At 72.5% G+C, this 21578-nt stretch carries 27 protein-coding genes and 1 pseudogene; 9 read left to right on the forward strand and 19 right to left on the reverse strand.

Going from position 1 to position 21578, the window contains the following annotated elements; translation table 11 throughout:
* Positions 1–306: 306 nt before the first annotated feature.
* Together ACZ7KX_RS32505 and ACZ7KX_RS32510 are read right to left on the reverse strand one after the other, a co-directional pair.
* Positions 307–639, reverse strand: a complete 333-nt coding sequence (locus ACZ7KX_RS32505; protein WP_470329585.1) for a hypothetical protein — start codon at positions 637–639, stop codon at positions 307–309.
* Entirely contained in the window at positions 636–1451 is an 816-nt protein-coding gene (locus ACZ7KX_RS32510) for a phytanoyl-CoA dioxygenase family protein (protein ID WP_470329586.1), read from the reverse strand. Before ACZ7KX_RS32510 ends, ACZ7KX_RS32505 begins: the two co-directional genes overlap by 4 nt.
* A gap of 101 nt (positions 1452–1552) precedes the next feature.
* Here ACZ7KX_RS32510 and ACZ7KX_RS32515 point away from each other — a divergent pair, with 101 nt between their 5' ends.
* Positions 1553–2353 (forward strand): helix-turn-helix transcriptional regulator, encoded by an 801-nt coding sequence (locus ACZ7KX_RS32515; RefSeq protein ID WP_470329587.1) that lies wholly within the window; start codon positions 1553–1555, stop codon positions 2351–2353.
* A gap of 269 nt (positions 2354–2622) precedes the next feature.
* Here the strand turns inward: ACZ7KX_RS32515 and ACZ7KX_RS32520 are convergent, their stop codons facing one another.
* The gene (locus tag ACZ7KX_RS32520) at positions 2623–3597 is read right to left on the reverse strand and encodes a glycoside hydrolase family 6 protein (protein ID WP_470329588.1); all 975 of its coding nucleotides are present in this window, start codon (positions 3595–3597) and stop codon (positions 2623–2625) included.
* A 334-nt stretch (positions 3598–3931) separates the two neighbouring features.
* Here ACZ7KX_RS32520 and ACZ7KX_RS32525 point away from each other — a divergent pair, with 334 nt between their 5' ends.
* From ACZ7KX_RS32525 to ACZ7KX_RS32540, 4 genes are all read left to right on the forward strand, one after another.
* Positions 3932–4957 (forward strand): LacI family DNA-binding transcriptional regulator, encoded by a 1026-nt coding sequence (locus ACZ7KX_RS32525; RefSeq protein WP_470329589.1) that lies wholly within the window; start codon positions 3932–3934, stop codon positions 4955–4957.
* Positions 4958–5205: 248 nt separating this feature from the next.
* On the forward strand, positions 5206–6507 hold the full coding sequence (locus ACZ7KX_RS32530; RefSeq protein ID WP_470329590.1) for an ABC transporter substrate-binding protein: 1302 nt from the start codon (positions 5206–5208) through the stop codon (positions 6505–6507).
* A 200-nt stretch (positions 6508–6707) separates the two neighbouring features.
* Positions 6708–7709 carry a carbohydrate ABC transporter permease gene (locus tag ACZ7KX_RS32535; protein WP_470329591.1) on the forward strand — a complete coding sequence of 334 codons (1002 nt, stop codon included), beginning with the start codon at positions 6708–6710 and terminating at the stop codon, positions 7707–7709.
* A gap of 17 nt (positions 7710–7726) precedes the next feature.
* On the forward strand, positions 7727–8671 hold the full coding sequence (locus ACZ7KX_RS32540; protein WP_470329592.1) for a carbohydrate ABC transporter permease: 945 nt from the start codon (positions 7727–7729) through the stop codon (positions 8669–8671).
* Between the two features lie 103 nt (positions 8672–8774).
* Here the strand turns inward: ACZ7KX_RS32540 and ACZ7KX_RS32545 are convergent, their stop codons facing one another.
* Positions 8775–9023 carry an RICIN domain-containing protein gene (locus ACZ7KX_RS32545; protein WP_470329627.1) on the reverse strand — a complete coding sequence of 83 codons (249 nt, stop codon included), beginning with the start codon at positions 9021–9023 and terminating at the stop codon, positions 8775–8777.
* On the opposite strand from ACZ7KX_RS32545, the pseudogene ACZ7KX_RS32550 reads away from it, so the two are divergent.
* Positions 9024–9641, forward strand: a pseudogene (locus tag ACZ7KX_RS32550) (non-reducing end alpha-L-arabinofuranosidase family hydrolase); the annotation flags it as partial. It abuts the gene before it with no gap.
* Positions 9642–9804: 163 nt separating this feature from the next.
* On the opposite strand, the gene ACZ7KX_RS32555 reads toward ACZ7KX_RS32550, so the two are convergent.
* The 14 genes from ACZ7KX_RS32555 to ACZ7KX_RS32620 form a co-directional block, all read right to left on the reverse strand.
* Positions 9805–10176, reverse strand: coding sequence for a low affinity iron permease family protein (locus ACZ7KX_RS32555; RefSeq protein ID WP_470329593.1), 372 nt, complete (start codon positions 10174–10176; stop codon positions 9805–9807).
* A gap of 200 nt (positions 10177–10376) precedes the next feature.
* Entirely contained in the window at positions 10377–10556 is a 180-nt protein-coding gene (locus ACZ7KX_RS32560) for a CsbD family protein (RefSeq protein WP_470329594.1), read from the reverse strand.
* 117 nt (positions 10557–10673) lie between these two features.
* Complete coding sequence (locus ACZ7KX_RS32565) at positions 10674–10937, reverse strand: gas vesicle protein K (RefSeq protein WP_470329595.1); 264 nt, start codon at positions 10935–10937, stop codon at positions 10674–10676.
* Between the two features lie 161 nt (positions 10938–11098).
* A complete protein-coding gene (locus ACZ7KX_RS32570) occupies positions 11099–11347 on the reverse strand; it encodes a gas vesicle protein (protein ID WP_470329596.1) in 249 nt (82 codons plus the stop codon).
* The gene (locus tag ACZ7KX_RS32575) at positions 11344–12168 is read right to left on the reverse strand and encodes a GvpL/GvpF family gas vesicle protein (RefSeq protein ID WP_470329597.1); all 825 of its coding nucleotides are present in this window, start codon (positions 12166–12168) and stop codon (positions 11344–11346) included. The genes ACZ7KX_RS32570 and ACZ7KX_RS32575 overlap by 4 nt, the downstream gene beginning before the upstream one ends.
* A complete protein-coding gene (locus ACZ7KX_RS32580; protein ID WP_470329598.1) occupies positions 12165–12614 on the reverse strand; it encodes a gas vesicle protein in 450 nt (149 codons plus the stop codon). Before ACZ7KX_RS32580 ends, ACZ7KX_RS32575 begins: the two co-directional genes overlap by 4 nt.
* Positions 12611–13252 (reverse strand): gas vesicle protein GvpO, encoded by a 642-nt coding sequence (gvpO, locus tag ACZ7KX_RS32585; protein WP_470329599.1) that lies wholly within the window; start codon positions 13250–13252, stop codon positions 12611–12613. The genes ACZ7KX_RS32580 and gvpO overlap by 4 nt, the downstream gene beginning before the upstream one ends.
* A 4-nt stretch (positions 13253–13256) precedes the next feature.
* Entirely contained in the window at positions 13257–13508 is a 252-nt protein-coding gene (gene ccmI, locus ACZ7KX_RS32590; protein WP_470329600.1) for a c-type cytochrome biogenesis protein CcmI, read from the reverse strand.
* Positions 13499–14308, reverse strand: a complete 810-nt coding sequence (locus ACZ7KX_RS32595; RefSeq protein ID WP_470329601.1) for a GvpL/GvpF family gas vesicle protein — start codon at positions 14306–14308, stop codon at positions 13499–13501. Before ACZ7KX_RS32595 ends, ccmI begins: the two co-directional genes overlap by 10 nt.
* The gene (gvpJ, locus tag ACZ7KX_RS32600) at positions 14308–14733 is read right to left on the reverse strand and encodes a gas vesicle protein GvpJ (protein WP_470329602.1); all 426 of its coding nucleotides are present in this window, start codon (positions 14731–14733) and stop codon (positions 14308–14310) included. The genes ACZ7KX_RS32595 and gvpJ overlap by 1 nt, the downstream gene beginning before the upstream one ends.
* Before the next feature lie 6 nt (positions 14734–14739).
* The gene (locus tag ACZ7KX_RS32605) at positions 14740–16059 is read right to left on the reverse strand and encodes an SRPBCC family protein (RefSeq protein ID WP_470329603.1); all 1320 of its coding nucleotides are present in this window, start codon (positions 16057–16059) and stop codon (positions 14740–14742) included.
* Positions 16060–16064: 5 nt separating this feature from the next.
* On the reverse strand, positions 16065–16910 hold the full coding sequence (locus tag ACZ7KX_RS32610) for a histone protein (protein WP_470329604.1): 846 nt from the start codon (positions 16908–16910) through the stop codon (positions 16065–16067).
* 332 nt (positions 16911–17242) lie between these two features.
* The gene (locus ACZ7KX_RS32615) at positions 17243–17674 is read right to left on the reverse strand and encodes an STAS domain-containing protein (protein ID WP_470329605.1); all 432 of its coding nucleotides are present in this window, start codon (positions 17672–17674) and stop codon (positions 17243–17245) included.
* A 10-nt stretch (positions 17675–17684) separates the two neighbouring features.
* Positions 17685–17990, reverse strand: a complete 306-nt coding sequence (locus ACZ7KX_RS32620) for a hypothetical protein (protein ID WP_396546414.1) — start codon at positions 17988–17990, stop codon at positions 17685–17687.
* A gap of 170 nt (positions 17991–18160) precedes the next feature.
* Here ACZ7KX_RS32620 and ACZ7KX_RS32625 point away from each other — a divergent pair, with 170 nt between their 5' ends.
* From ACZ7KX_RS32625 to ACZ7KX_RS32635, 3 genes are all read left to right on the forward strand, one after another.
* Entirely contained in the window at positions 18161–18511 is a 351-nt protein-coding gene (locus ACZ7KX_RS32625; RefSeq protein WP_470329606.1) for a helix-turn-helix transcriptional regulator, read from the forward strand.
* Positions 18512–18711: 200 nt separating this feature from the next.
* Positions 18712–19263 (forward strand): hemerythrin domain-containing protein, encoded by a 552-nt coding sequence (locus tag ACZ7KX_RS32630; RefSeq protein ID WP_470329607.1) that lies wholly within the window; start codon positions 18712–18714, stop codon positions 19261–19263.
* 70 nt (positions 19264–19333) lie between these two features.
* Positions 19334–19495, forward strand: coding sequence for a hypothetical protein (locus tag ACZ7KX_RS32635; protein ID WP_470329608.1), 162 nt, complete (start codon positions 19334–19336; stop codon positions 19493–19495).
* Positions 19496–19866: 371 nt separating this feature from the next.
* Here ACZ7KX_RS32635 and ACZ7KX_RS32640 read toward each other — a convergent pair whose 3' ends face one another.
* Positions 19867–21483: a CYTH and CHAD domain-containing protein gene (locus ACZ7KX_RS32640; RefSeq protein ID WP_470329609.1), complete on the reverse strand. Its 1617-nt coding sequence runs from the start codon at positions 21481–21483 to the stop codon at positions 19867–19869.
* Positions 21484–21578 lie beyond the last annotated feature (95 nt).

Below are 21578 nucleotides of genomic sequence, written 5' to 3' on the forward strand. Positions count from 1 at the left end.
CTCCTCTGAGGGGGTGCGGGGGGGACTGGGAGGAAGCGTTGGGTGCTGGGGGGACCCCCCCGCCACCGCCCGCCCGCCGCTCACCCGCGACGCGCCCCCTCGCTGGAACCGCTCACCGAACGGCGGGCAGCGAGAAGGAACACCCCTTGAACCACCCCCCGACCGCCACCGCCGACGCCCCCGGAGCCGGGCTGTCCACCGTCAGCCACGACGCCAACGGCACCATGAGCCTCCTCCGCACCCTGCCGGTCGGCCCGTGAGCGCCGGAGGCCCCCGTCCGCACGGGACGCGGGGCCTCCGGCCGGGTCACCGGGCGTCCGGCTCCCGGACGTTCACGAGCCGCTCGAAGAAGTACTCGTGCTTGAGGAAGGAGACGTCGTACTCGTGGCCCGGGTAGGGCGGGATCAACTGCGCGGCCTGGAACAGCCGCCAGCCGTCCTGGAGCGCCTCAACCCCGCTCCCGTACGGCGGTTCGTCGCTGTCGCCGGTGGTGGGTGAGGTGCGGCCGGTGCCGTCGTAGCGCGTCCAGCCGACCACGTGCGAGTCCAGCCGGGAGTCGGCCAGGTACAGCACGAGCACCTGCTGGCGCAGCACCACGGCCTCGCCGGTCCGTGCGGCGGGGGTCGTCGCGGTCGTCATGCCACCGTCTCCTTCGGGCGGTTGGAGACCCTGGTGACCCAGTGGTCGAGGTCGTAGCCCGGGTCTCCGGTCAGCTCCCGCCAGAGCAGGATGCGGTTGTACCGCTCCAGCCGGCCGGTCGCCCACTCGTACCACGGGAGGACCGCGTCCAACTCCGTGTTCACCTGCGGGTCGTGGAGGTCGGAGGTGTCCCACAGCAGCTGCTGGCGGACCCTCGGGTTGAAACGGATCTTGAACATGTAGCGGACGGTGTCGCTGTCGTTGCGACGGCCGCCGTGCCACAGGCCGTGGTGCAGAAACACCACCGTGCCGGCGGGGCAGACCAGGCGGTCCTGGCCGCGCAGGTTCTGGTAGCGGCCGGTGTCGGACTCGTTGGTCCGCCGCAGGTGGCTGCCCGGCACGCTGAGCGTTCCGCCCATCTCCAGCGTCACGTCCTGCGGGTAGTACATCAGCTGCACGTCGAACGCGTCCGGCCGGACGTCGATGATCGCGTCCCCGTGCAGCGCCTGCGCCGCACCGCCGTGCGGCTCGCGGATGTGCACCGCGTGGTGGTCCACCCACGGCTCCGGGCCGACCAGGCTGCGCAACGCCCCGGCCACCTGCGGCAGTTCCAGCAGGCGGCGGACGAACGAGCCCTCCGCGTACGCCTGCGACACCGGTGTTCCGTACGGCACGTCCGGCACACCCGCCGCCAGGACCGCCAGGCCCTCGGCGTTCGTCTCCGCCGGAACCACGGCATCCAGCCGCAGCGATCCCCGCGCCACGAAGCGCGCCATCTGCACCGATGACAGCAGTACTTCCGTCTTCTCCATGGCCGCCACGCTAGATCCGGCCGACGCGCCTCCGCGTGGGCCGGGTTCACCCTCTACTGGTCCGTTCTCACCATCGCCGGCGAGTGGTACAACTCGTTCCCATGCAGACAGTCCTCGCCCGTCTCGACGAGCCACCGGCGCTCGCCGACGTCGGCATCGGCGTCCACGGACCGGCCGGCCACGTGGACGTGTTCTCGCTGCCGGACCTGTGGCAACTCCACCTCTACCGCTACCACGCCGACCTCACGGTGGACGGCACCCCGCACGGCATCCGGCCCGGCCACGTCAGCCTGGTGCCGCCCGGCTCCGAGGTCCGCTACCGCTACCGCGGCCGCTCCGAGCACTTCTACGTCCACCTGCGCCTCCGCACCGCCGGCGCCCCGCACCGGATCCCCGTGATCCAGCCCACCGGGGCCGAACTCGACCCGCTCACCGCCCGGTTCCGTCAGGCGGTGGCCGCCTGGCCGCACACCCCCGCCCGGGCCGCCGCCGAGGTCTGGTCCGCGCTGTGGCGGATCGCGGTGCTCACCCCTCCCGGCGAGCCCCGCACCCCGGCCGTCCACCCGGCCGTCGCCGCCGCCGCCTCCCTGATCGAGGCGCGACTCGCCGAGCCCCTCACCGTCCCCGAGATCGCCCGCGCCGTCGGGGTCTCGCACAACCACCTCACCCGGCTGTTCCGCGCCGCCACCGGCGGAACCGTCGTCGGCCACATCCGCGCCCGCCGGATGGAGCGCGCGCGCCACTTCCTGCGCGCCACCACCCTCTCCATCCCCGCGATCGCCGCCTCCGTCGGCATCCCCGACCTCCAGGCCTTCAACAAGGCCTGCCGCCGCGAACTCGGCGCCTCCCCCCGCACCATCCGCACCACCCGCCCTCGCCCGGACGGCCCGCCCGCCCCGTAGCCACCCACCCTGCGCCGGGCACGACCACGGCTCCGCCGGGATCCACACGGGCCCCCGCGGCGTCGACGTGCTCAGCGGCGAACGCCGGGCGCTCCCACCGGCCGACCCCGGGTACCGGCAGCCCGGCGCGCGGCGGCCGGAAGTAGTTCTCGCGGCAGCGGCAACCCTTCCGGGGCCGGTGACAACCAGGTGTTGTCCGGCCAGGCGGGCCGGGCCCGGTCCGTGCGGACCGGGCCCGGACGGGTAGCTGGACGGTTGGTCGTTCCGCGTCAGTAGCCGTAGATCATCTTGTAGGCGACCTCGGGCAGGAACTGTCCGGCGGTGGATCCGGCGCCGACGCCGCAGTTGCCGTCGGACTCGCCGGGCACCTTGATCCACAGCAGCATCTCGGCGCCGCCGCCGACCTGCGAGGGCCGGCCGATCCGCCGCCCGGCCGGGTTGCACCACGCACCGTCGGAGCCGTTGCCGTTGCGGCTGGTGTCGATGACGTACGGCTTGGTGAAGCCCTTCGCGGACCTCAGGGCCGCGTTGACGGCGTTGCCGTAGGCGGTGTTCTCCGCAGTGGTCAGGTAGTTCGACACGTTCAGCGAGAACCCGTGCGCCCCGCTCACCCCGGCCGCGGCCAGGTGCCGGGCCATGGTGTCGGCGCTCAGCCAGGCGGGGTTTCCGGCGTCGAGGTAGACCCAGGTGTTCGGCGCCTTGGCGTTGAACTGCGCGACGGCGTTGCTCAGCAGGCCGTTGCGCTCGGCGATCTGGGCCTGGGTCATGCAGCTCTCGTCACCGAGCGAGTCGGGTTCGAGGAGGACCACCGCCGGCCGGTTGCCGATGCCGCTCGCGAAGGCGGCGATCCAGGTCCGGTAGTCGGCGGCGCTGCCCGCCCCGCCGCCGGACTGGCCGGCGCAGATGTCGCGGTTGGGGATGTCGTACGCCACCAGGACGGGCAGTTCGCGGTTGGCGGCGGCCGCGCCGACGAAGGCACCGGTCGCCGTCCCGATGGTGCCGCTCCAGTTGCCGAACCAGCGTGCCGTCGGCACGTCGGCGATCGACGACCGGATCGCGGGGGCCCGGCCGTCGCCCGGGTGGGCGTCGACCCACTGCCGCGCGGAGGAGTCGGGGTCGGCGTAGAAGCCGCTGGTCATGGTGGTGGGGTCGGCGGCGTGGGCCGTCCCGGGGTGGACCGTGAGCAGGACGGTGCTCAGCACCGGCGCCAGGAGCAGGGAACGCGTACGGGGCGAGCGGAGCATGGTGCTTCCTCCACGGGTGGGGGTGGGGGGATGGAAGCGCTTCCGGTTTCCCGATGATTGGGGCTGTCCGAACGGGGTGTCAAGACGCCGACCGGACAAGGCGCTTGATCCGGCGCTCGACCCGGTGCCCGCCCCCACGCCTGACCGGATCCGTGCGAGGGTTTCCGGACGGCCGGCGGCGTCCGGGCGGGCCCGCGCCGGCCGGCGGAAGGCCTGGAAGCGCTTCCGGTCCGCGGAGGCGAGCGGGTTCGCCCGATCGCCCCGGCCGCACGGGATGTCCGTGGAACCATGGTCCGGAGAAGGCCCGACGGCAACGGGAGGATCGGCGATCGCGATGGAGACGTCCCCACGACGCCGGCCGACGCTGGACGAGGTCGCAGCCCGGGCCGGGGTCTCCCGCACGGCGGCGTCCCGGGTGATCAACAACGTGCCGCACGTGAGCGCTGCCAAGCGTGCCGCGGTGGAACGGGCGGTCCGCGAGCTCGGCTACACGCCGAACCCGACGGCGCGGGCGCTGGCGACCCGGCGCGCCGGTGCGGTCGTGCTGGCGGTGTCCAGCGACGAGCCCGGACTGTTCGCCTCCCCGTTCTTCGCCGAGGTGACGGTGGGCGTCAGCTCCTACCTCGACCGGACGGACCTGGAACTGGTCCTGCTGCTCGCCGACACGCCCCGCGGCAAGGACCGCCTGCGGCACATCCTGGGCTCCCACCGGGCGGACGGCGTGATGCTGATGGCCGTGCGCGGCGACGACCCCCTGGGCCGGCTGGCCGAGGAGACCGACCTGCCCGTGGTCTTCGGCGGCCTGCCACTGACGGGCACCCCCCGGTGGTACGTGGATCCGGACAACCGGGGCGGCGCGCGCCTGGCCGTCGAGCACCTGGTGCGCGGCGGACGCCGGAACATCGCGATGATCACCGGACAGGTCGACCTCCAGGCCGCCGTCGCCCGCGAACAGGGCTTCCGCGAGGCACTGGTCCTGGCCGGCCGGTCCGCCGCGGGCGTGGCACCCGGCGACTTCACCCAGGTCGGCGGCGAGGCCGCGATGGAGCGGCTGATCTCGGACCGCCCGGACATCGACGCGGTGTTCACGGCCAACGACGGCATGGCGCTGGGGGCGCTGCGCACCCTGCGCCGGCACGGCCGGCGGGTGCCCGAGGACGTCGCGGTCGTCGGCTTCGACGACCTCGCCGGGGCCCTGTACGCCGATCCGCCGCTGACGACCGTGCACCAGCCGGTGCGCGCACTGGGAATGGAGATGGCCCGGATGCTCGTGGCCGTCATCGACGGCCACGACCCGAGCCCCCTCGTCCTCCCCACCCGGCTGACCGTCCGCGAGTCCGCGCCCCCGACCGCCGGCTGACGTCACCGGCGGTCCGGCCCAAGTTCCCCTGCTGTCACAGCTCTTGACAGTCCGTCTCCGAGAGAGCACTGTTCCCGACTGGGAGCGCTCCCACGCCTCGGACGACGCTCCCGGGGCCGGCGGAGCGAGTTAACACCGGCCCCTGGCGTGTCCCCTCACGCACCCCCTTCACGACCGCTCGCGGCCCCGCTCCCCGCGCCGCGAGCCCGGCCCACCCCCGCGCGTCCCGCTACCGCCTGGAGAACCCCATGTTCCTGCGCAGCCGTTCCCGCAGAGCCCCCGCCCTCCTGTCGGCCGCCGCCGTCACCGCGGCCCTGGTCACCGGATGCTCCTCCGGAGGGTCCGGCTCGGACGACCCGAACGCGAAGATCACGCTCACCGTGGGCGACTTCGGCACCTTCGGCTACAAGGACGCCGGGCTCTTCGACGAGTACACGAAGGCGCATCCGAACATCACCATCAAGGAGAACGCCACCACGGTGGAGGGCGACTACTGGACGGCGCTGCAGACCCGGCTCTCGGGCGGCGGTCTCGACGACATCCAGGCCCTTGAGGTGAGCCGGATAGCGCTGGCCACCTCCGACCAGCTCAGCGCCGCCTTCACCGACCTGTCGAAGGCCCAGGGGGTCGACAAGGACGCCTACCTGCCGTGGAAGTGGAAGCAGGCGACCACCGCCCAGGGCAAGACCGTGGGCCTCGGCACGGACGTCGGCCCGATGGCGATCTGTTACCGCCAGGACCTCTTCCGGGCCGCGGGCCTGCCCGGCGACCCCGCCGCGGTCAGCGCCCTGTGGGCCGGCGACTGGGCGAAGTACGTCGAGGTCGGCCGCCAGTACCAGGCCAAGGCCCCCAAGGGCACCTTCTTCATGGACACCGCCACCGGCCTGTACAACGGCGCGGTCTCCTCCGACGCGGAGCAGTACTACAAGAACGGCAAGGCCGACTACCAGGGCTCCGCCGGTGTGAAGAAGGGGTGGAAGCTGGCCTCCGACGCGGTCGGGGCCGGTATCACCCAGGGGCTCAAGGAATTCGACACCCCCTGGCAGACGGCCTTCTCCAACTCCACGTTCGCCACCACCGTCTGCCCGTCCTGGCAGCAGGCCAACATCGAGAAGTACTCCGGCCCGGGCAACGCAGGGAAGTGGAACATCGCACAGGCCCCCGCGGCCGGGAACTGGGGCGGCTCGTTCCTGACGGTGCCGGCCTCCGGCAAGCACGTCGCCCAGGCCCAGGCGCTGGCCGTCTGGCTCACCGCACCCGAGCAGCAGGCCAAGGTCTTCCAGAAGGTCGGGAACATCCCCGCCAACCAGAAGGCGTACGCGCTCCCGGGCGTCACGGACTTCACCAACCCGTACATCGGCCCGAACGCCCCCACCGGGCAGATCTTCTCCGCCGCCGCCAAGGCCATCCGGCCGGCCGAGACCGGGCCGCACCACGGCGACTTCCACGGGGCGTTCGGCAACGGCGTGCAGCTGATGGAGCAGAACCACCAGAGCCCCGACGAGGCCTGGGCCGCCACCGTGAAGCAGCTCGCGAGCACCGTCCAGTAGCCCCGGGGCGGGGCGCCGTACGGACCGCGTGGCACCCCGCCCCGACGCGGTCCGTACGGCCGCCGCTCCCCCGGCCCGCTCCCCGGCCCGCTCTCCCCACGGCCGCCACCCGCGAACGGCCGAGACCGACCGAACCCTGTCCAGAACGACGCGACGACGCGACGACCCCAGCCGACCGTCGACCCGGCACGGAGGAACCTGTGGCCACCCCGACCCGCGCCCACCGCGGAGAACCCGTCGACCCACCCGCCCCGAGCCCGCCGGAGCGCCGCGGGAAGCCGGCCGGCCTGCGCGGCCGGCTGCACCGCTGGGACCGCACCGGCTCGCCCTACGTGTTCGTCGCGCCCTTCTTCCTGGTGTTCGCGGTCTTCGGGCTGTTCCCGCTCCTCTACACCGGCTGGCTGTCCCTGCACCAGGTCAGCCTCTACAACGTGGACCAGAGCCGATGGGTCGGTCTCGGGAACTACCGCGACCTGCTGTTCGGGCCTTCGAGCGAGCTGTTCTGGCACGCCCTGCGCAACACGGTCAGCCTCGGTGTGCTGTCCACCGTCCCGCAGCTGCTGACCGCGCTCGGCCTGGCCCACCTGCTGAACTACCGCCTCCCGGCCCGTGGTTTCTTCCGGACGGCGCTGCTCGCGCCGTACGCGACGTCGGTGGCGGCCGCCACGCTCGTCTTCGCGCTGATCTTCAGCCCCGAGGGCGGCATGGCCAACTGGCTGCTCGGTCTGGTGGGCATCGGGCCGATCCACTGGGAGTCCGGCGCCTGGAGCTCCCAGCTCGCCGTCTCCGTGATCGTCATCTGGCGCTGGACCGGCTACAACGCGCTGATCTACCTCGCCGCGATGCAGGCCGTCCCCCGCGAGCTGTACGAGGCCGCGGCGATCGACGGAGCCAACCGCTGGCAGCAGTTCCGCCACGTCACGATCCCCGAACTGCGCCCCACCATCCTGTTCACCGTCGTCGTCTCGGCCATCGGATCGACCCAACTCTTCGGCGAGCCCTACCTGTTCGGCGGGCAGAGCGGTCACCAGGGCGGCGCCGCCCACCAGTACGAGACCCTCGGCATCCTCATGTACGACCAGGGCTTCCACGACAGCCTGCTCGGCCGCGCCTCCGCCGTCGCCTGGCTGATGTTCGGCCTGCTCCTGCTGGTCGGCCTGGCCAACACGCTGGTCGCCCGCCGCCTGCGCGCCGCCGAGTGACCGGGAAGGACGACTCCATGACCACCGCCCCCGCACCCTCCACCACCCCCGACCGCACCGCCGCCGGCCGCACCGCGGCCGACCGGCGGGCCGCCGGGCACCGGAGCCGGCTGCGCTCCCCGGGCGCGGGCGGCCGGCACCGGGCCGGGCCGTTCGCCCTGGCGACGCTGGTCCTGGCCGCTCTCGTCTCGTTGTTCCCGCTGTACTGGACGCTCGTCGCGGCGTCGACCGACAGCCACCGGGTGGTCTCCACGCCCCCGCCGTTCCTGCCCGGCTCGAACCTGTTCCACAACATCGGCTACGTGTGGGACAACGCCGGAGCGCGTGGCATGGGCGTCGCACTGCTCAACTCGACCCTGGTCGCCGGCACCGTCGCGCTCAGCACGGTGGCGTTCTCCGTCCTGGCCGGCTTCGCGTTCGCCAAGCTGCGCTTCCGCGGCCGCGGCGCGCTGCTGGCCCTCGTCGTCGCCACCATGGCCGTGCCCGCCCAGGTCAGTGTGGTGCCGCTGTTCATCCTGATGCGGCACCTGGGGCTCGGCAACCATCTCGGCGCCCTGATCCTGCCCTCCCTGGTGACCGCCTTCGGTGTCTTCTTCATGCGGCAGTACCTCACCCAGGCGCTGCCCACCGAACTGCTGGAGGCGGCCCGGGTCGACGGCGCGCACTCGCTGCGCGTCGTCTGGCACGTCGTCCTGCCGATCGCCCGGCCCGCGATGGCCGTGCTGGGGATGCTCGTCTTCGTCCAGTCCTGGAACGACTTCCTGTGGCCCGTCATCGCGATGAACGGCGCCACCAATCCCACCGTCCAGGTCGCCCTCGCCGGGCTCGGCACCGGCTGGTCCACCGACTGGTCCGTCATCACCGCCGGCGCGCTCGTCGGCACCGCGCCGCTGCTCCTGGTCTTCGCCGTCTTCGGCCGGCAGATCGTCGGCGGCATCACCCAGGGCGCACTGAAGGGGTGACCCGCCGCCGGGCCGACGGCGGTTGGTCAACGGCTCCTGCCCGTCGTGCCGTGACGGCACGACGGGCAGACCGCGGCGTCATTCGGTCATTCGGGTCATTCGGTCATCCGAGCGTCCACTGCTGGTTCCTGCCGCCGCTGCAGCTCCACAGCTGGACGGGCGTGCCGTCGGCGGTGGCCAGGCCGGCCACGTCCAGGCAGAGCCCCGACTGCACGCCGGTGACGGTGCCGTTCGGGTTCAGCTGCCACTGCTGGTTGGCCTGGCCGTTGCAGGACCAGACGACCACCTTGGTGCCGTCGGTGGTGCCCCTGGCGTTGGCGTCCAGGCACCGGGTGCTGCCGCCGACGGTCACGGTCACTGGCCGTTCGTCTACCGCACGTCGAGCGACCCGACCGACCCCAACGGCTGGTCCGCGCCGCAGCCGCTGTTCACCGGCAGCATCCCCGGCTCCGGCACCGGCCCCATCGACCAGACCCTGATCGCCGACGGCCAGAACATGTACCTGTTCTTCGCCGGTGACAACGGCAGCATCTACCGGGCGAGCATGCCGATCGGGAACTTCCCGGGCAGCTTCGGCTCGTCGTACACGACGGTCATGAGCGACTCGACGGCCGACCTGTTCGAGGCGCCGCAGGTCTACAAGGTCCAGGGGCAGAACCAGTACCTCATGATCGTCGAGGCGATGGGGGCGGGCGGACGCTACTTCCGCTCGTTCACGGCCTCCGGCCTGAACGGTTCCTGGAGCCCGCAGGCCGCCGGCGAGAGCAACCCCTTCGCCGGCAAGGCCAACAGCGGCGCCACCTGGACCGACGACATCAGCCACGGCGACCTGGTCCGCAACAACCCCGACCAGACCATGACCATCGACCCCTGCAACCTGCAGTTCCTCTACCAGGGCAAGTTCCCGACCGCGACCGGCCCCTACGACCAACTGCCGTGGCGGCCGGGCCTCCTCACCCTGCGGCGCTGACCCCGCCCGCCGAGGAACCGTCGCCCGGGCCTCGCCGCTTCCCCACCGGAGGTGGCGGGGCCCCCGTACGTCATCCGCCCGCATCCGCGTCGCGTCGACGGGCGTGGGTCCGAGGGCGGCGGTGGGCGGTCCCGGCCCTTCCCGGCGTGGATCGGACGCCCGGCTACAGGCGTTCCTCCATCCTGACGGCCGCCTTCAGATCCTCGTGGGCTTGCCCGCGTTCTCCTTCCTGCTGTTCGAGCAGCGCCCGGGCGATCGCGTCGAGCTTGCGCTGGATGGCGTGTTCGGCACGCCGCTCGGCGTTCTTCAGCATCGCCAGCAGCAGGAGCGTGACGGCCGCCATCGTGTCACCGGCGAGGACCTGCCACTCCGTCGAGAGCCCGGCCGCGTGAACGGCCACGAACAGGCCGACCAGGGCGAGGCACAGCAGCGCGAAGACCGGTGAACTGGTGAAGTTCGAGGCCAGTTCCGCGAAGTTCTCGAACCGTCCGCGCTTCCCGTCCCCGCGTCTGCGCGCGGGGTGCTGGAACGTCATACCGCCACTTCCTCTCCGCTCACCCACCGCCTCACCGGGTGCGCAGCACGTACCGCGACACCTGCTCGGCCGAGACCACGTCCGAGGTGATCGCCGAGGATGCCGAGGGCCGCGAGGCGACGGCAGAAGCCGTCCGTCCTCCGGCCGGGACTACGGCCGAAGGACGGACAGTGGTTCACGGGTTGATCGTCAGTGGCCGGTCAGGTCAGGTCCTTCAGAGCGTCCTTCGCTTTCCGGCCGGCTTGGGCGGTTGCTCCCCTGGCCTGGTTCGCCTTGCCCTTGGCGATGAGTCGTTCGTTGCCGACCGTCTTGCCGGTGGCTTCTTCGATCTTGCCCTTGGCAGCGGTTGCCGTGTGCTTGGCCTTCTTGCCGGCACTCATGGTGCGTCGCTCCTTTCACGGAGTCGGGGTTCACTTCGGCGTGTGCCCTGCCTGCGGGTTTCCATGCGTGCGGCCGACAGCTCCGGCCGGCTCGGGAGGGCACGTGGCGCCGCGGGGTCACTCGGGGGCGAGCAGGGGTCCGAGCGGGCCGAGGTCGATGTTGAGGTCGTCCGGGGTGAGGCCGAAGTGTTCGCGCAGTTCGTCGATGCGCTGTTCCAGGGCCATCAGGGTCAGGCCCAGTGACTCGATCCGGTCGTCGTCGAGGTCCCCCTGGTCGATGCGGCGCAGGGCTTGGCGTTCCATGAGCTGGTGGACCAGTTCGACCAGGGCCAGGACCAGGCAGGTGAGGTCCCGCGCAACGGTCTCGGGTTCCAGCGCCATGCGACGGTTGGAGGCCGGCCGGTCGCTCTCACCCGGCTTCCCGGCGCAGCGGCCGGCCGGCCGGGACGGGGGCGTGGCACGGCGGTCCGGGTCCGGGGCAACGCGGTCCGGGGCAAGGCGATCGGCGGGAGACGCCGCGCGTGACGGGCAGCCGGGCGAGCTCACGTCGGCTCCCCCCGGTCGTGGGAGGCCAGGTCGGCGGGTGCGATGGCGGCTCTCACGGAAGCGATCATGGCGCGCAGACTGATGCGGACCAGGTCGACGTCGGCGATGGACAGGGTGATCTCCCCGGCGATGACCACGCCGCCGGCCAGCAGGCGGTCGAGCAGGTCGACCAGGGCCACGTTCCGCTCGGGCACGGGGGGCGCGGTGTCGGGCCAAGTGCCGAACGTCCGCGGGCTGGTGGTCATGGCGGCTCGTCCTCGTGGTGGGCGGTCATGGTGAAGGAGTAGGGCGGCCAGGGGCCGGTCGTTTCCAGGCGGAGGCCGGAGAACCGGGCGGACAGCGCGCCGACGGCCTGGTGGAAGGCGGCCGTGCCGGACCGCTCGACGAGGTAGGCGCCGTTGAGGACCATCGGCTCGGCACGGCCGGTCGCCTCGGGCGGCTGGAGCGGGTGGCAGAAGGCCTCGACGGCCGATCGTGCGAGCGCAGTGTGGACGTCCGCCGCGTCGTCCGAGGCCTGCTGGACCGCCTGTTCCTGGAGCCGGCGGTGGGCCCGGCGGCGCAGGAGGTAGGCCGTGCCCGGGCGGGCCGCCGGTTCCTGCTGCGGATCGCCTACTCCGGCGTCGGCGTCGGTCGGTGGACCGGTGGGCGTGAGGTAGGCCTTGACGCCCCATTCCACTCGGCCGCCGGTGCGCCGGAGTGCGGCCAGCAACTCGTCACGGTGGTCCGCGAGCATGGCGGCGGCCCGCTGGTCGTCGCGGTAGAGCGTGGCGAAGCGCAGGGGCAGCACCGGGGCGGCGCGGGCAAGGGTGTCGACCACGTGATGGTGCACGCGGACGGCGTGTTCGAGCCACGCGGCGTCTTCCAGGTGCCTCCGCAGGGGTTCCTCGTCGAAGTCCGTGCGCGGCACCGCGCCCGCCAGCGCGGTCAGGTCCGGACCGGTGATGACGTGCAGGTCCTCGCCGGCCACGCCGGTCAAGCCGGGCGGTACGGCGTGGCCGGTGCCGGTGCTGCTGCTGCCGCCGACGATGGCGTAGAGCCAGGTGTTGGTGGGCGGTCGGGTGCTCATGAGGAGTCGGTCCGGGAGGTGCGCCGGGTGCGGGGGGTCTTGCGGGCGGGCGGGGATTCGGCGGTCCGATCGTCCAAGGCCTCCTGGACGTCGGCGGGTTCGGCGGAGGCGGAGGCGCTGTGGGAGGCTTCGAGCTGACCGAGGCGCTCACGCAGGAGCCGGTTCTCGGTGGCGAGGTCGCGCCGGCCGGAGGAGAGGCTCGGATCGTGCTCCCACCAGTCGATGCCCATCTCGCGGGCCCGGTCGACGGAGGCGATGAGCAGGCGGATCTTGATCGTGAGCAGCTCGATGTCCAGCAGGTTGATCCGGATGTCGCCGGCGATGACGATGCCCTTGTCCAGCACCCGCTCCAGCAGGTCGGCCAGGTTGGCGGACTGCGGAGCAGCGGACGTCCTCGGCAGGTGCGACAGCGGGCCGGAGCCGCCGTAACCGGTCAACTCGCTCATGACAGCTCCTCGTTCGCGCGCCCCCGGTGGTACCGGCGGTCCCTGCGGTAGGAGACGAGTTCGCCCTCCGGGTCCAGTACCACCTGGTAGACGGCCAGGATGTCGGTCGAATCGGGAATGCGGCGCGCCTCCAGGACCTCCACCCCCACCTGCCAACCGTCCTCGGTGCGGTCGAGCGACGTGACGCCCTCCGCGCTGCGCCCGGTGAGTTCCTGGACGCAGACGGCCGCTCGGGCGGCCGCGCCGCGCGCGCCGATCCGCTCCGGCTCCGCCCGGCGGGGGCGGGCCGTGGATCGTTCGCCGTTGCTTCGGGTGGGGGCCGTGCTCCGGCGCCGTGGCGGGGCCGGTGCATCGCCGTCACCGGGCCGGGCGTCGGCTCCGGCTCGACGGGTGGTGGAGGTTGCGCGACGCCGCGGGGTGGTGCTTGCGGTGCTTGCGGTGCTTGCTTCGGTTCCGTCCTGCGGTTCGGGCGGGGGGCGGCGTCGCGGGGCCGGTGCCTCGTCCTCGTGATCGGACGGGGGCGGTGGACGTCGTCGGGGCCGGGCGGGCTCGGAACGTGCGGCGGTGCGGCGCGGCGTGGGCTCTTCGGGGTCCCGCGACCGTGCGGGGCGGCGGGGGCGCGGCTCGTCTTCAGGCACGGTTCTACACCTCCAGGCCTCCGGCGGTGCCCTGGGCCTGCCACAGGCGCCGTACGAGTTCCTCCTCCTGCTCGGCGGCCTCCTCCTCGCTGATCGCGCCGCTCGCGCGCGCGGCTTCCACCTCCGTCAGGCGGGCGCGGATGACCGTGGGGTCGGTCAGCTCCCGGCGGGCCTGCTCGTAGAGCTGTTCCGCCACCCAGACGACCCCGCGCACGGGGGCCAGCGGAAGGGTGAGCAGCCCGGTGATCAGTCCCATGACCCTGCCCCCTGTTCCGCGGGCCGGGCGTCGGCCACGGCCTCGGTGACGAAGTCGTAGGGGGCCAGCGGGCCGAGCAGCCGCACCGCGGCGCGCTGCGCCCAGTCGCGGGCCAGGTCTTCGGCCGCGTCCTCGAACTCCTTCCAGCGGGTCCTGGCGACGAGGAAGGAGGCGCTGACCGCCTCGTCGCCGACCGCGTCGGAGGCCGGTGTGGCGTTGACGGCCACGGCGAGTGGCTCCAGCCGCTCCAGGGCGACCGCGGTGTCCGCCTCGCGGTGCGCGGAGATCGCCCCCGCGATCATCTCGCCGAGTCGGACCCGCTCGTAGTAGGAGGCCTCCTCGGGGAGGCCGGCGATGTCCTCGCGCAGCCGGGCGATGTCCTCGCGGTCGGCGAGCAGGTCCCTCAGGACGCGCTCCTGCCGGTAGGTGGCGCGCAGCACGAACTGGGCGGTGTCGCGCAGGTCCTCAAGGGCGCTCAGGAACGCGTCCTCGTGGGGGGCGAGCAGTTCGTCGGCCACTGCCGTGACGTCGCGGACCACCGCCCCGAAGCGCAGCGGCAGCACGGCGTCGCGGGTGGCCAGGGTGTCCAGGACACGGGCGTGGCCCCGAAGATCGGCCGCGGTGCCCAGCGGGCGGTCGACCGCCACGTCGCTGACCAGTGCCGCGATGCCCCGGTGCCGCACCAGCGTCACCGGCGCCGGCGGATCCCCGATCCCCTCCAACTCCGGGGGGTCGGCGCCCGCCGCCACGATCCCGTACACGTAGCAGGCCCGCTCGTCGGTGGGAGTGGGGGCGTTCATCACTCGCGCTCCTTACGCTGGGTGCGTGACCGGGGCCGGGGCCGCTCCCGGGGCTCGGGCTCCTCCTCGTCGTCCCCCTTGACCCGGTCGATCACTTCGCTGACCGTCTCCTTGACGCCTTCGAGAGCGCCCCTGGTCTTGTGCCGGGCTCCGCCCCGGGTCATGTCCTGCATCAGTTCGGGCAGTCCCTCGCTCTTGTCATCCTTCAGGTCCAGGCGGTTGACCGCCTCGGCGAACCGCAGGTACGTGTCGACGCTGGCGACGACGATGCGTGCGTCGATGGTCAGCAGCTCGATGCCGACCAGGGAGACGCGGATGTAGATGTCGATGACCAGGCCCTTGTCGAGGATCAGGTCGATGACGTCGACCAGACCGCTCGACGACGGCCGGTCCAGGTAGTGGCTGGGGCGCGAGGCGACGGTCATGACGGCTCACCGTGCCCGTGCCGGGACGCGCCTGCGGGATCGTGATGAGGTCCGGTCGTCCTCGTCCGAGGGGCCGGGCTCCTCTTCGTCCTCGTCCTGGGCGTCCTCGTACTCGTCGTCGCCGTAGTCGCCGTCGTCGTAGGCTCCCTCGTCGTCGTCCTCCGGTTCCTCCTCCTCGTCGTAGTCCTGCGCCTCGTCCTCGGTTTCGCCCTCGTCCTCGGAGTCGTACTCGGGCTCCTCCTCGTCGTACTCGTCTTCCGGAGGCTCGCCCTCCCAGTCCTCGTCCTCGTCCGCGGGCTCCTCCTCGTCGTCCTCCTCGGACTCCTCCCCGTCCTGCGGCTCCTCGCCGCCCTCCTCATCCGGCTCCTCGTCCTCGTCGGCCCGCGGTTCCTGCTCCTCCCGCTCCTCGTCGTCGTACTCGTCCTCGGCACCTTCGTCCTCGGCGTCCTCGTTCTCGGCGTCCTCGTCCTCAAGGGCCTCCTCGTGGGAGCGCACGACGTCGCCGTCGCGGATCTCCCCGCGCCAGCCCTCGACCGAGTCCGGATCGAGGATGGTGTGGGTCATGACGTGGCGGCGGAAGTGCTTGAGCTCCAGGCGTGTCCGCCGGCCCTGGGCCCGCCATATGTTGCCCGTGCGCTCGAACAGGCCCTGCGGGTGGTACTCCAGCACCAGGAGGATCCTGGTCAGGTTCGGCGCGAGCTCGTGGAAGGTGACCGTGCCGTCGACGTGACCCTTGTCGCCCTTGGAGCGCCAGACGATCAACTCGTCCGGCACCTGCTCGATGATCGTCGACTCCCAGGTGCGGTGGGACAGGAAGATCCCGGCCTTCCACGCGATCTTCTGCTCGGACTCCTGGTCCACCTTCTCCAGCCGTTTGGTGAACCGGGGGAAGTCCTGGAACTGGGTCCACTGGTTGTAGGCCACCCGCACGGGGACGCCGACGTCGATCTCCTCGACGATGTTGGTGATCTTGAGCTTGCCGCCCTTGCCGCCCTTGCCGCCCTTTCCGCTCCCACCCCCGGTGAGCTTGTTGCTGACCACTTGTTTCAGCCCGGCGGCGCCTGCCCCCAGCAGCAGCCGCATCGGAGACTTCCCTCCGCTGCTGCCATCGCCATCGCCACCGCCCAGCAGGCTGCCGCCGTGCTCCGCGAAGTCGGTCAGGCGACCGGTCAGGTCCGCGACCTTGTCGCTCGCCGCCGCCACGGCCCGTTCACCCGCAGCGGCCGCCAGCTCACGGGCCTGCTGCATCAGCTCGTCGGTGGGCAGGGCTTCCAGTACGTCACCCAGTCCCAGCGAGCCCTGGTCCTTCTTGGTCTGTTCAGCCATCGTCGTCACCCCCGCTTGCGCGCCGTCGAGGCGCGGGAGGTCGTGGACTTGCGCGCCGCCGGGGCCTTCTTCGCCGCCGACGCCGTGCTCTTGCGAGCGGAGGTCGAGGAGGCCGCAGCCTTGCGGGGCGCAGTCGAAGCCGTCTTCTTCGCCGCCGTCTTCTTCGCCGCCGTCGTCTTGCGCGGGGCGGCGGCCTTCTTCGCCGGGGCCTTGGACTCGGTGGTCTTGCTCGCCGGCCGTCGCGAGGAGTCCGCGCTCTTACGTGTCGTGCCACTGCTACCGGCCGTACGGGAACGCGAGGGGGCGGCCTTCTTCGTCGAGGCCGCGGAAGCCCGCTGCTTGGACGCTGTCGGCGACGCACGGCGCGTGGACGATGCCGTGGAGCGGGACGCACTCTGCCGCGAGCGGGCCGGCGAACGCTTCTTCTCGCCGTCGCCCTCCTGGTCCTCCTCTTCGGGTGGCTCCTCCTCCGGTTCCTCGCTGCTACTGTCCTCCGGTTCCTCGTCCTCGCTGCTACTGTCCTCCGGTTCCTCGTCCTCGGTGCTACCGGCGGTCCCCGCCCGCAGGTCCTCGGTCCGCTGCTGCAACTGGTCGGTCAGCGCGCTCACTCGGTTGCTCGCTGCCGCGATGGCTGCTTTCTTCCCCGCCTTGGCCAGTTCCCCGCGGACGTCGCCGGCCAGCTCACGGAGCTGGGGCGATGATTCCAGCACCTGGCCGAGGAGCACTCCGGGATTGGCGGTCAGACGTTTCCCCGCCGCCATGCCCGCGAGAGCCAGCGCCCATCGGGCCTTGTGCAAGCGCCCGAGGAGGTAGCCCGCGCCCACAGCAGCGGCAAGCTTGGCGTTGTTCATGGTCGATTTCCCTGGAAGAGTCCCTGAACGGCCCCGGCCCTCTCCAGTAGGAGAGCCGCTCCTCGGCCCGGCTGTGTACCCAGGGCTCACCGGGACAAACAACGGAGCATCACGGGTTCCGGTCCACTCACGATCGTTCCGGCATCGAATTCCCGTGGCGCAGAAGGGCCCTGAGGTCGCGCGGAACTCCCGCTCACACTCCGTCCGGCGACACGGAGTCATCGCTCCGTCGCTGCTGGTCCCCGCTGCCACGCATCGAGGCGGCACGGTTTCCGAACGACCCGCCAGGCCGTTGTTCGCGCCTCCGGGGCAGGGGCCGCTACACGCTGCCGCTACTCGCTCGCGTCCGGGGCAGGGGCCGCTACTCGCTCGCGTCCGGGCCGAGCGCTCTCACGGACGGCGTGTGTGGCAGGTGGTTGCCGCAGGGCGCGCAGGGCGTCTCCGGGGGTGTCGTAGACCGGAAACAGCGGTCGGGTCTCGGTGATCTCCAGGACCCGCAACGTCATGGCGGAGGGGGCGATCAGCACGAGCGCGACGCCCTCGTCGAGGGCGCGGCGGCGGGCCGTCAGGAGCAGGTTGAGGCCGGTGGAGGTGAACAGCTCCACGCCGGCCAGGTCGACGGCGAGCAGGTCCGGATGCTGGTCGAGGGCCGCGGTCAGGGCCTGGGCGGCGGTCGCCCCGCTGTCCAGGATCATGTCACCGGCGAAGGAGCACACGAGCGCGTCACCGACTCGGGCGGTCTCCGACTTCAGGCCGTGCAGCATGCGAACCACCTCACGCCGGGGATGCCGGCTGCACCGGCACCCGGGCCGTACCGTCGGCGGCGGCCCGGTCCGGCTCGGGCCACGCGGAGGCGATCCGCTCCAGGCCGTGCCACAGATCGAGAGCCTGTTGACGGAGCCCCGCCGCGGTGCTGCTACCCGCCTCCAGCGCGCTGAGGTAGGCGTCGATGCCGGTCACCGCGTGTCGCACCTGCCGACGCAGCGGCTCCACCCGGCCCGCGTCCTTGCCGTGTTCGCATGGCGCGGCGATCCGCTCGGCCAGCCGGGACCTGAGCCGCTCCAGCCCTTCCCTGCTCATCGGGTCCACGCAAACCATCTCCCAGACGTGGGCTGCCGCACGGCTCCGCCTCGGGGGCGGTACGAACGGCTGTCCTTCCACTGTTCGCCCATCCATCGAACATGTCAACCATTGCACGAATTGACTGTCGTGTTTCAGCAGCCGCGAAACACAGGTCCTATCGTGGAGACATGGACATCAGCGCGACGACCGAGCGACGGTGGACGTTCCTGACGAACCACGCCCGTGTCCTCGTCCAGATCGCTCGTGACCCCGGCATCCGCGTGCGGGACATCGCCACCCGTTGCCTGCTCACCGAGCGCGCCGTCCAGCGCATCATCACCGACCTCGAAGAGGACGGGTACCTCAGCCACGAGCGGCGAGGCCGCACCAACCACTACAGCGTCACCGCCGGCAAACAGCTGCGTCACCCCGCAGACGCGGGCCCCACCGTGGCCGAACTCCTCGCCACCCTCCTGCGCCGGCCTGCCGACGGACGACTCGACCCGGCGTCCCCCGCGCAGGAATCACCCGGGCGCTGACCGTCCTCGCCCCGTGAAGCCTTCGAGCGGGAGGCAGCAGCCGTACCACCGCGCGGACCACGGCGACCGCACCACCCGCCACTCGCCGGTCGCATACCTTCGCGAAACGCGGGGATACGCGATGGCTGCGGTGCCCTGTCGTTCGGACCGGGCGCGGCATCCGTCCACAACCGCCCACGTGGAGAACGGGAGCAGAGCCCATGGGACACGGCGGAAACGTGATCAACGAGCTGATGACGGACCACCGGGAGGTCGAGGAGATGTTCGCCCGCGTCCAGGCGCTGCCCGCGGGCGACGAACGGCGCCGGAACGTGGTGGAGCAGTTCACCATCGAGCTGGTCCGCCACTCGGTCGCCGAGGAACAGCACCTGTACCCGGCGGTCCGCGAGCACGTCCCCGGCGGTGACGCGCTGGCGGACAAGGAGGTCGCCGACCACGAAGCCGTGGAGAAGCTCCTCAAGGAACTCGAAGGCGTGGACCACGGCGACGCCCGCTTCGACGTTCTCGTCGACCGGGTCGTCGGCGAGGTCACGGCACACATCCAGGACGAGGAACGGAACCTGTTCCCCGCCCTCGCCGACGCCTGCCCGCCCGCCCGACTCGACGAGCTCGGCGAGCAGGTCCGGCGGGCCAAGAAGCTCGCGCCCACCCGGCCCCACCCGAACGCCCCCGACAACAAGCTGGTCACCGCGGGCACCGGCCTGGTCGACCGCGCCCGGGACCTCGTGACCGGGCGCGGCAAGTCCGACTGACGCTGCCCACTGACAAGTACCCCTGCCCGACAAGTACCCCTGCCGACACTTTGACGGAAGGACGATCGCCATGAGCGTCCCCGAGGAGAACGACACCCCGCAGGTCGACGACGAAACGCGCGAGCGGTCCTCGGAGCAGCGGAACATCACCGCGCCCACACCGCCGGACGTCCGGGCCAAGGACGAGGACGACGACCCCGAGCCTCCTGCGACCGGCCCCCGGACACCGTGATCCGCTCGCACTGCGGGCGTCAGCCGCGCTCGGCCGTCCCGCGCCGGCCCTGCTCGCCGAGGCGGCTCAGCGCGGGCGACTGATCGCGACTCGGACGAGCCCACCCGGATCGGCCCGGCCGCCGTCGCGCAGGCGGCCGGGCCGATCCGCGCACTGCCCCACGGAGGAGGAGGACGAGGCTCCGCGGCCCGCTGGATGCTGACGTTCCCGGGCCGCGTGGGCTCCCGGATCCCACAGCGAGCAGGACACGGCCGAAACCCGGCGCGGGGGATTCCACTGTCCGCCACCCGCCCGACGGCCCGCCGCAGCCCGGCCGCAGCCGAGGTGGCCCCGAGGTGCGGCGGGCCCCGGTGCGGCCCGGGCGACGGCGTTCAGGGCAGGCGGGTGAGCTTGCGGCGGCCTGCCCTGCGGCGCAGCTTCGGCAGTCTTCGCTCCGCGGCCTCGGCGACGTACCGGTGGCGTTCGTGGAGCAGGCCGTAGCCGAAGGCGTGCCACGTACTGCCGGTGTCCTCGCTCGCCAGCGCGATGAGCTCCTGGCGGGCCACCACGCTGTCCTGGTGGGTGCCCAGCACCTTGTGCAGCCTCTTCATCCGGGCGCCGAACTTCGAAACCCGCTTCGTCGTGCGCCGCGGGATGTGCGACTGCGCGTGGTCCGCGGTGTACCGGGCGCGTTTGGCGGCCTTGCGGGCGCGGTGCAGTGCCTCGTCGCGCTGCGGGCCCGGTTCGGTGTGCAGGGCGCGGTCGAGGCGTTCGAGGGTTCGGCGCTGCTCGTGCCGGAGTGTGCCGGCCAGGTACCGGCGCGCCTTGCGGTGGGCCCGGCGGCGCAGCGGCGGGTCGGCGGCGAAGGTGTCGAGGTCCTCCAGCAGGGTGAGGTAGCGGCGGCTGTCGAGTTCGGCGACGGCCTGCTGCCAGGCCTCGCGGTAGCCCCGGGCGTACCGCTCGGTGAGCCGGCCGCGGAGACCGGCACCGCGCAGCTGTGCGGGTAGCGCGTCCAGCTGATCCACCAGCAGCTCGCCGAGCACCTCCTGGTCCCGGGCCCGGCCCAGCACTCGCCCGAGCCGGCGCAGCTCGGTGGCCAGGTGCTCGGCCCGGTCGCGTTCGAAGAGCCGTTTGTGGGCCTTGAGGAGGCTCCGCAGCCGGCGCGCGGTGACCCGCATGCGGTGGACGGAGTCCTCCCGGCCCTGGCGCACGGCCGCGTCGAGGGCGAGGAGTGCCTCGACCTGCTGCCGGAAGCCGTCCATGACGAGCGCGCCGGCGGACCCGGGCGCCTGGGCGGGCGCCGACGCTGCCGTGGCGGCCAGGGACTCGTCGAGCGCCCGGGAGAGCTTCGAGGGCCAGGCCGAGCGGACCAGCCCCACGTCGGTGAACACGGCCTCGATGCGGTCCAGGAGGGCCGGTGTGCCGTGCTCCAGCTCGACCTCGAACTCGGTCCAACCGCGGGCCGCCGCGACGGTCCCGCCCGGCGGCCCGGCACCGTCCGTGCCCCGGTCCCGGTGCCGGTTCCCGTCCCCGTCCCCGGAGCGGACTTCCGCGCTGCGGTCCGCGTCGAGGACCTGCGCCGCGACCCGGTCCTCGGTGACCTGCGCGAGCGTGCTCCCCCGGTCGTCGCGCAGCAGCAGCCGGGACCGGTGGGTGCGCAGGCGTGCCACCGGGGAGAGCGCGGCGCCGCGGGTGAAGGCCGCGACGAGCTGCGACAGCTCGGCCGGGACGTCGCGTGGGCCCCCGCTCTCCACCGGCAGGCGGACCTCCTGGCGTGCGTCGTCGGCGTGCGGCAGCTTGAGGTGCCAGCCGGCGTCGTCCCCGCCGGTGCGCCGGCGCAAGGTGATGTGTCGGTGCAGGAGCCGCAGGTCCGGTGTGTCGTAGTAGACGGCGTCGAGGTCCTGGGGCCCGGCGCGCTGCGCGGCCCGGACGCCCGGCACCGCGTCGAGCCGCGGTGGAAGCGCGGCCCCGTCGTACTTTCGCTCCGTCTCCACGTGTTGTGTGCCCATGCCGTCGCGTGTGCCCGTGCCGGCTTCGCCCATGTGCGCCCGCGCGCCCCGATCGTGCCTCGGACCGTTCGCGGCCGTCGAGCCCACCGGCCGGA

This window comes from Kitasatospora sp. NPDC038210, from assembly GCF_055600605.1.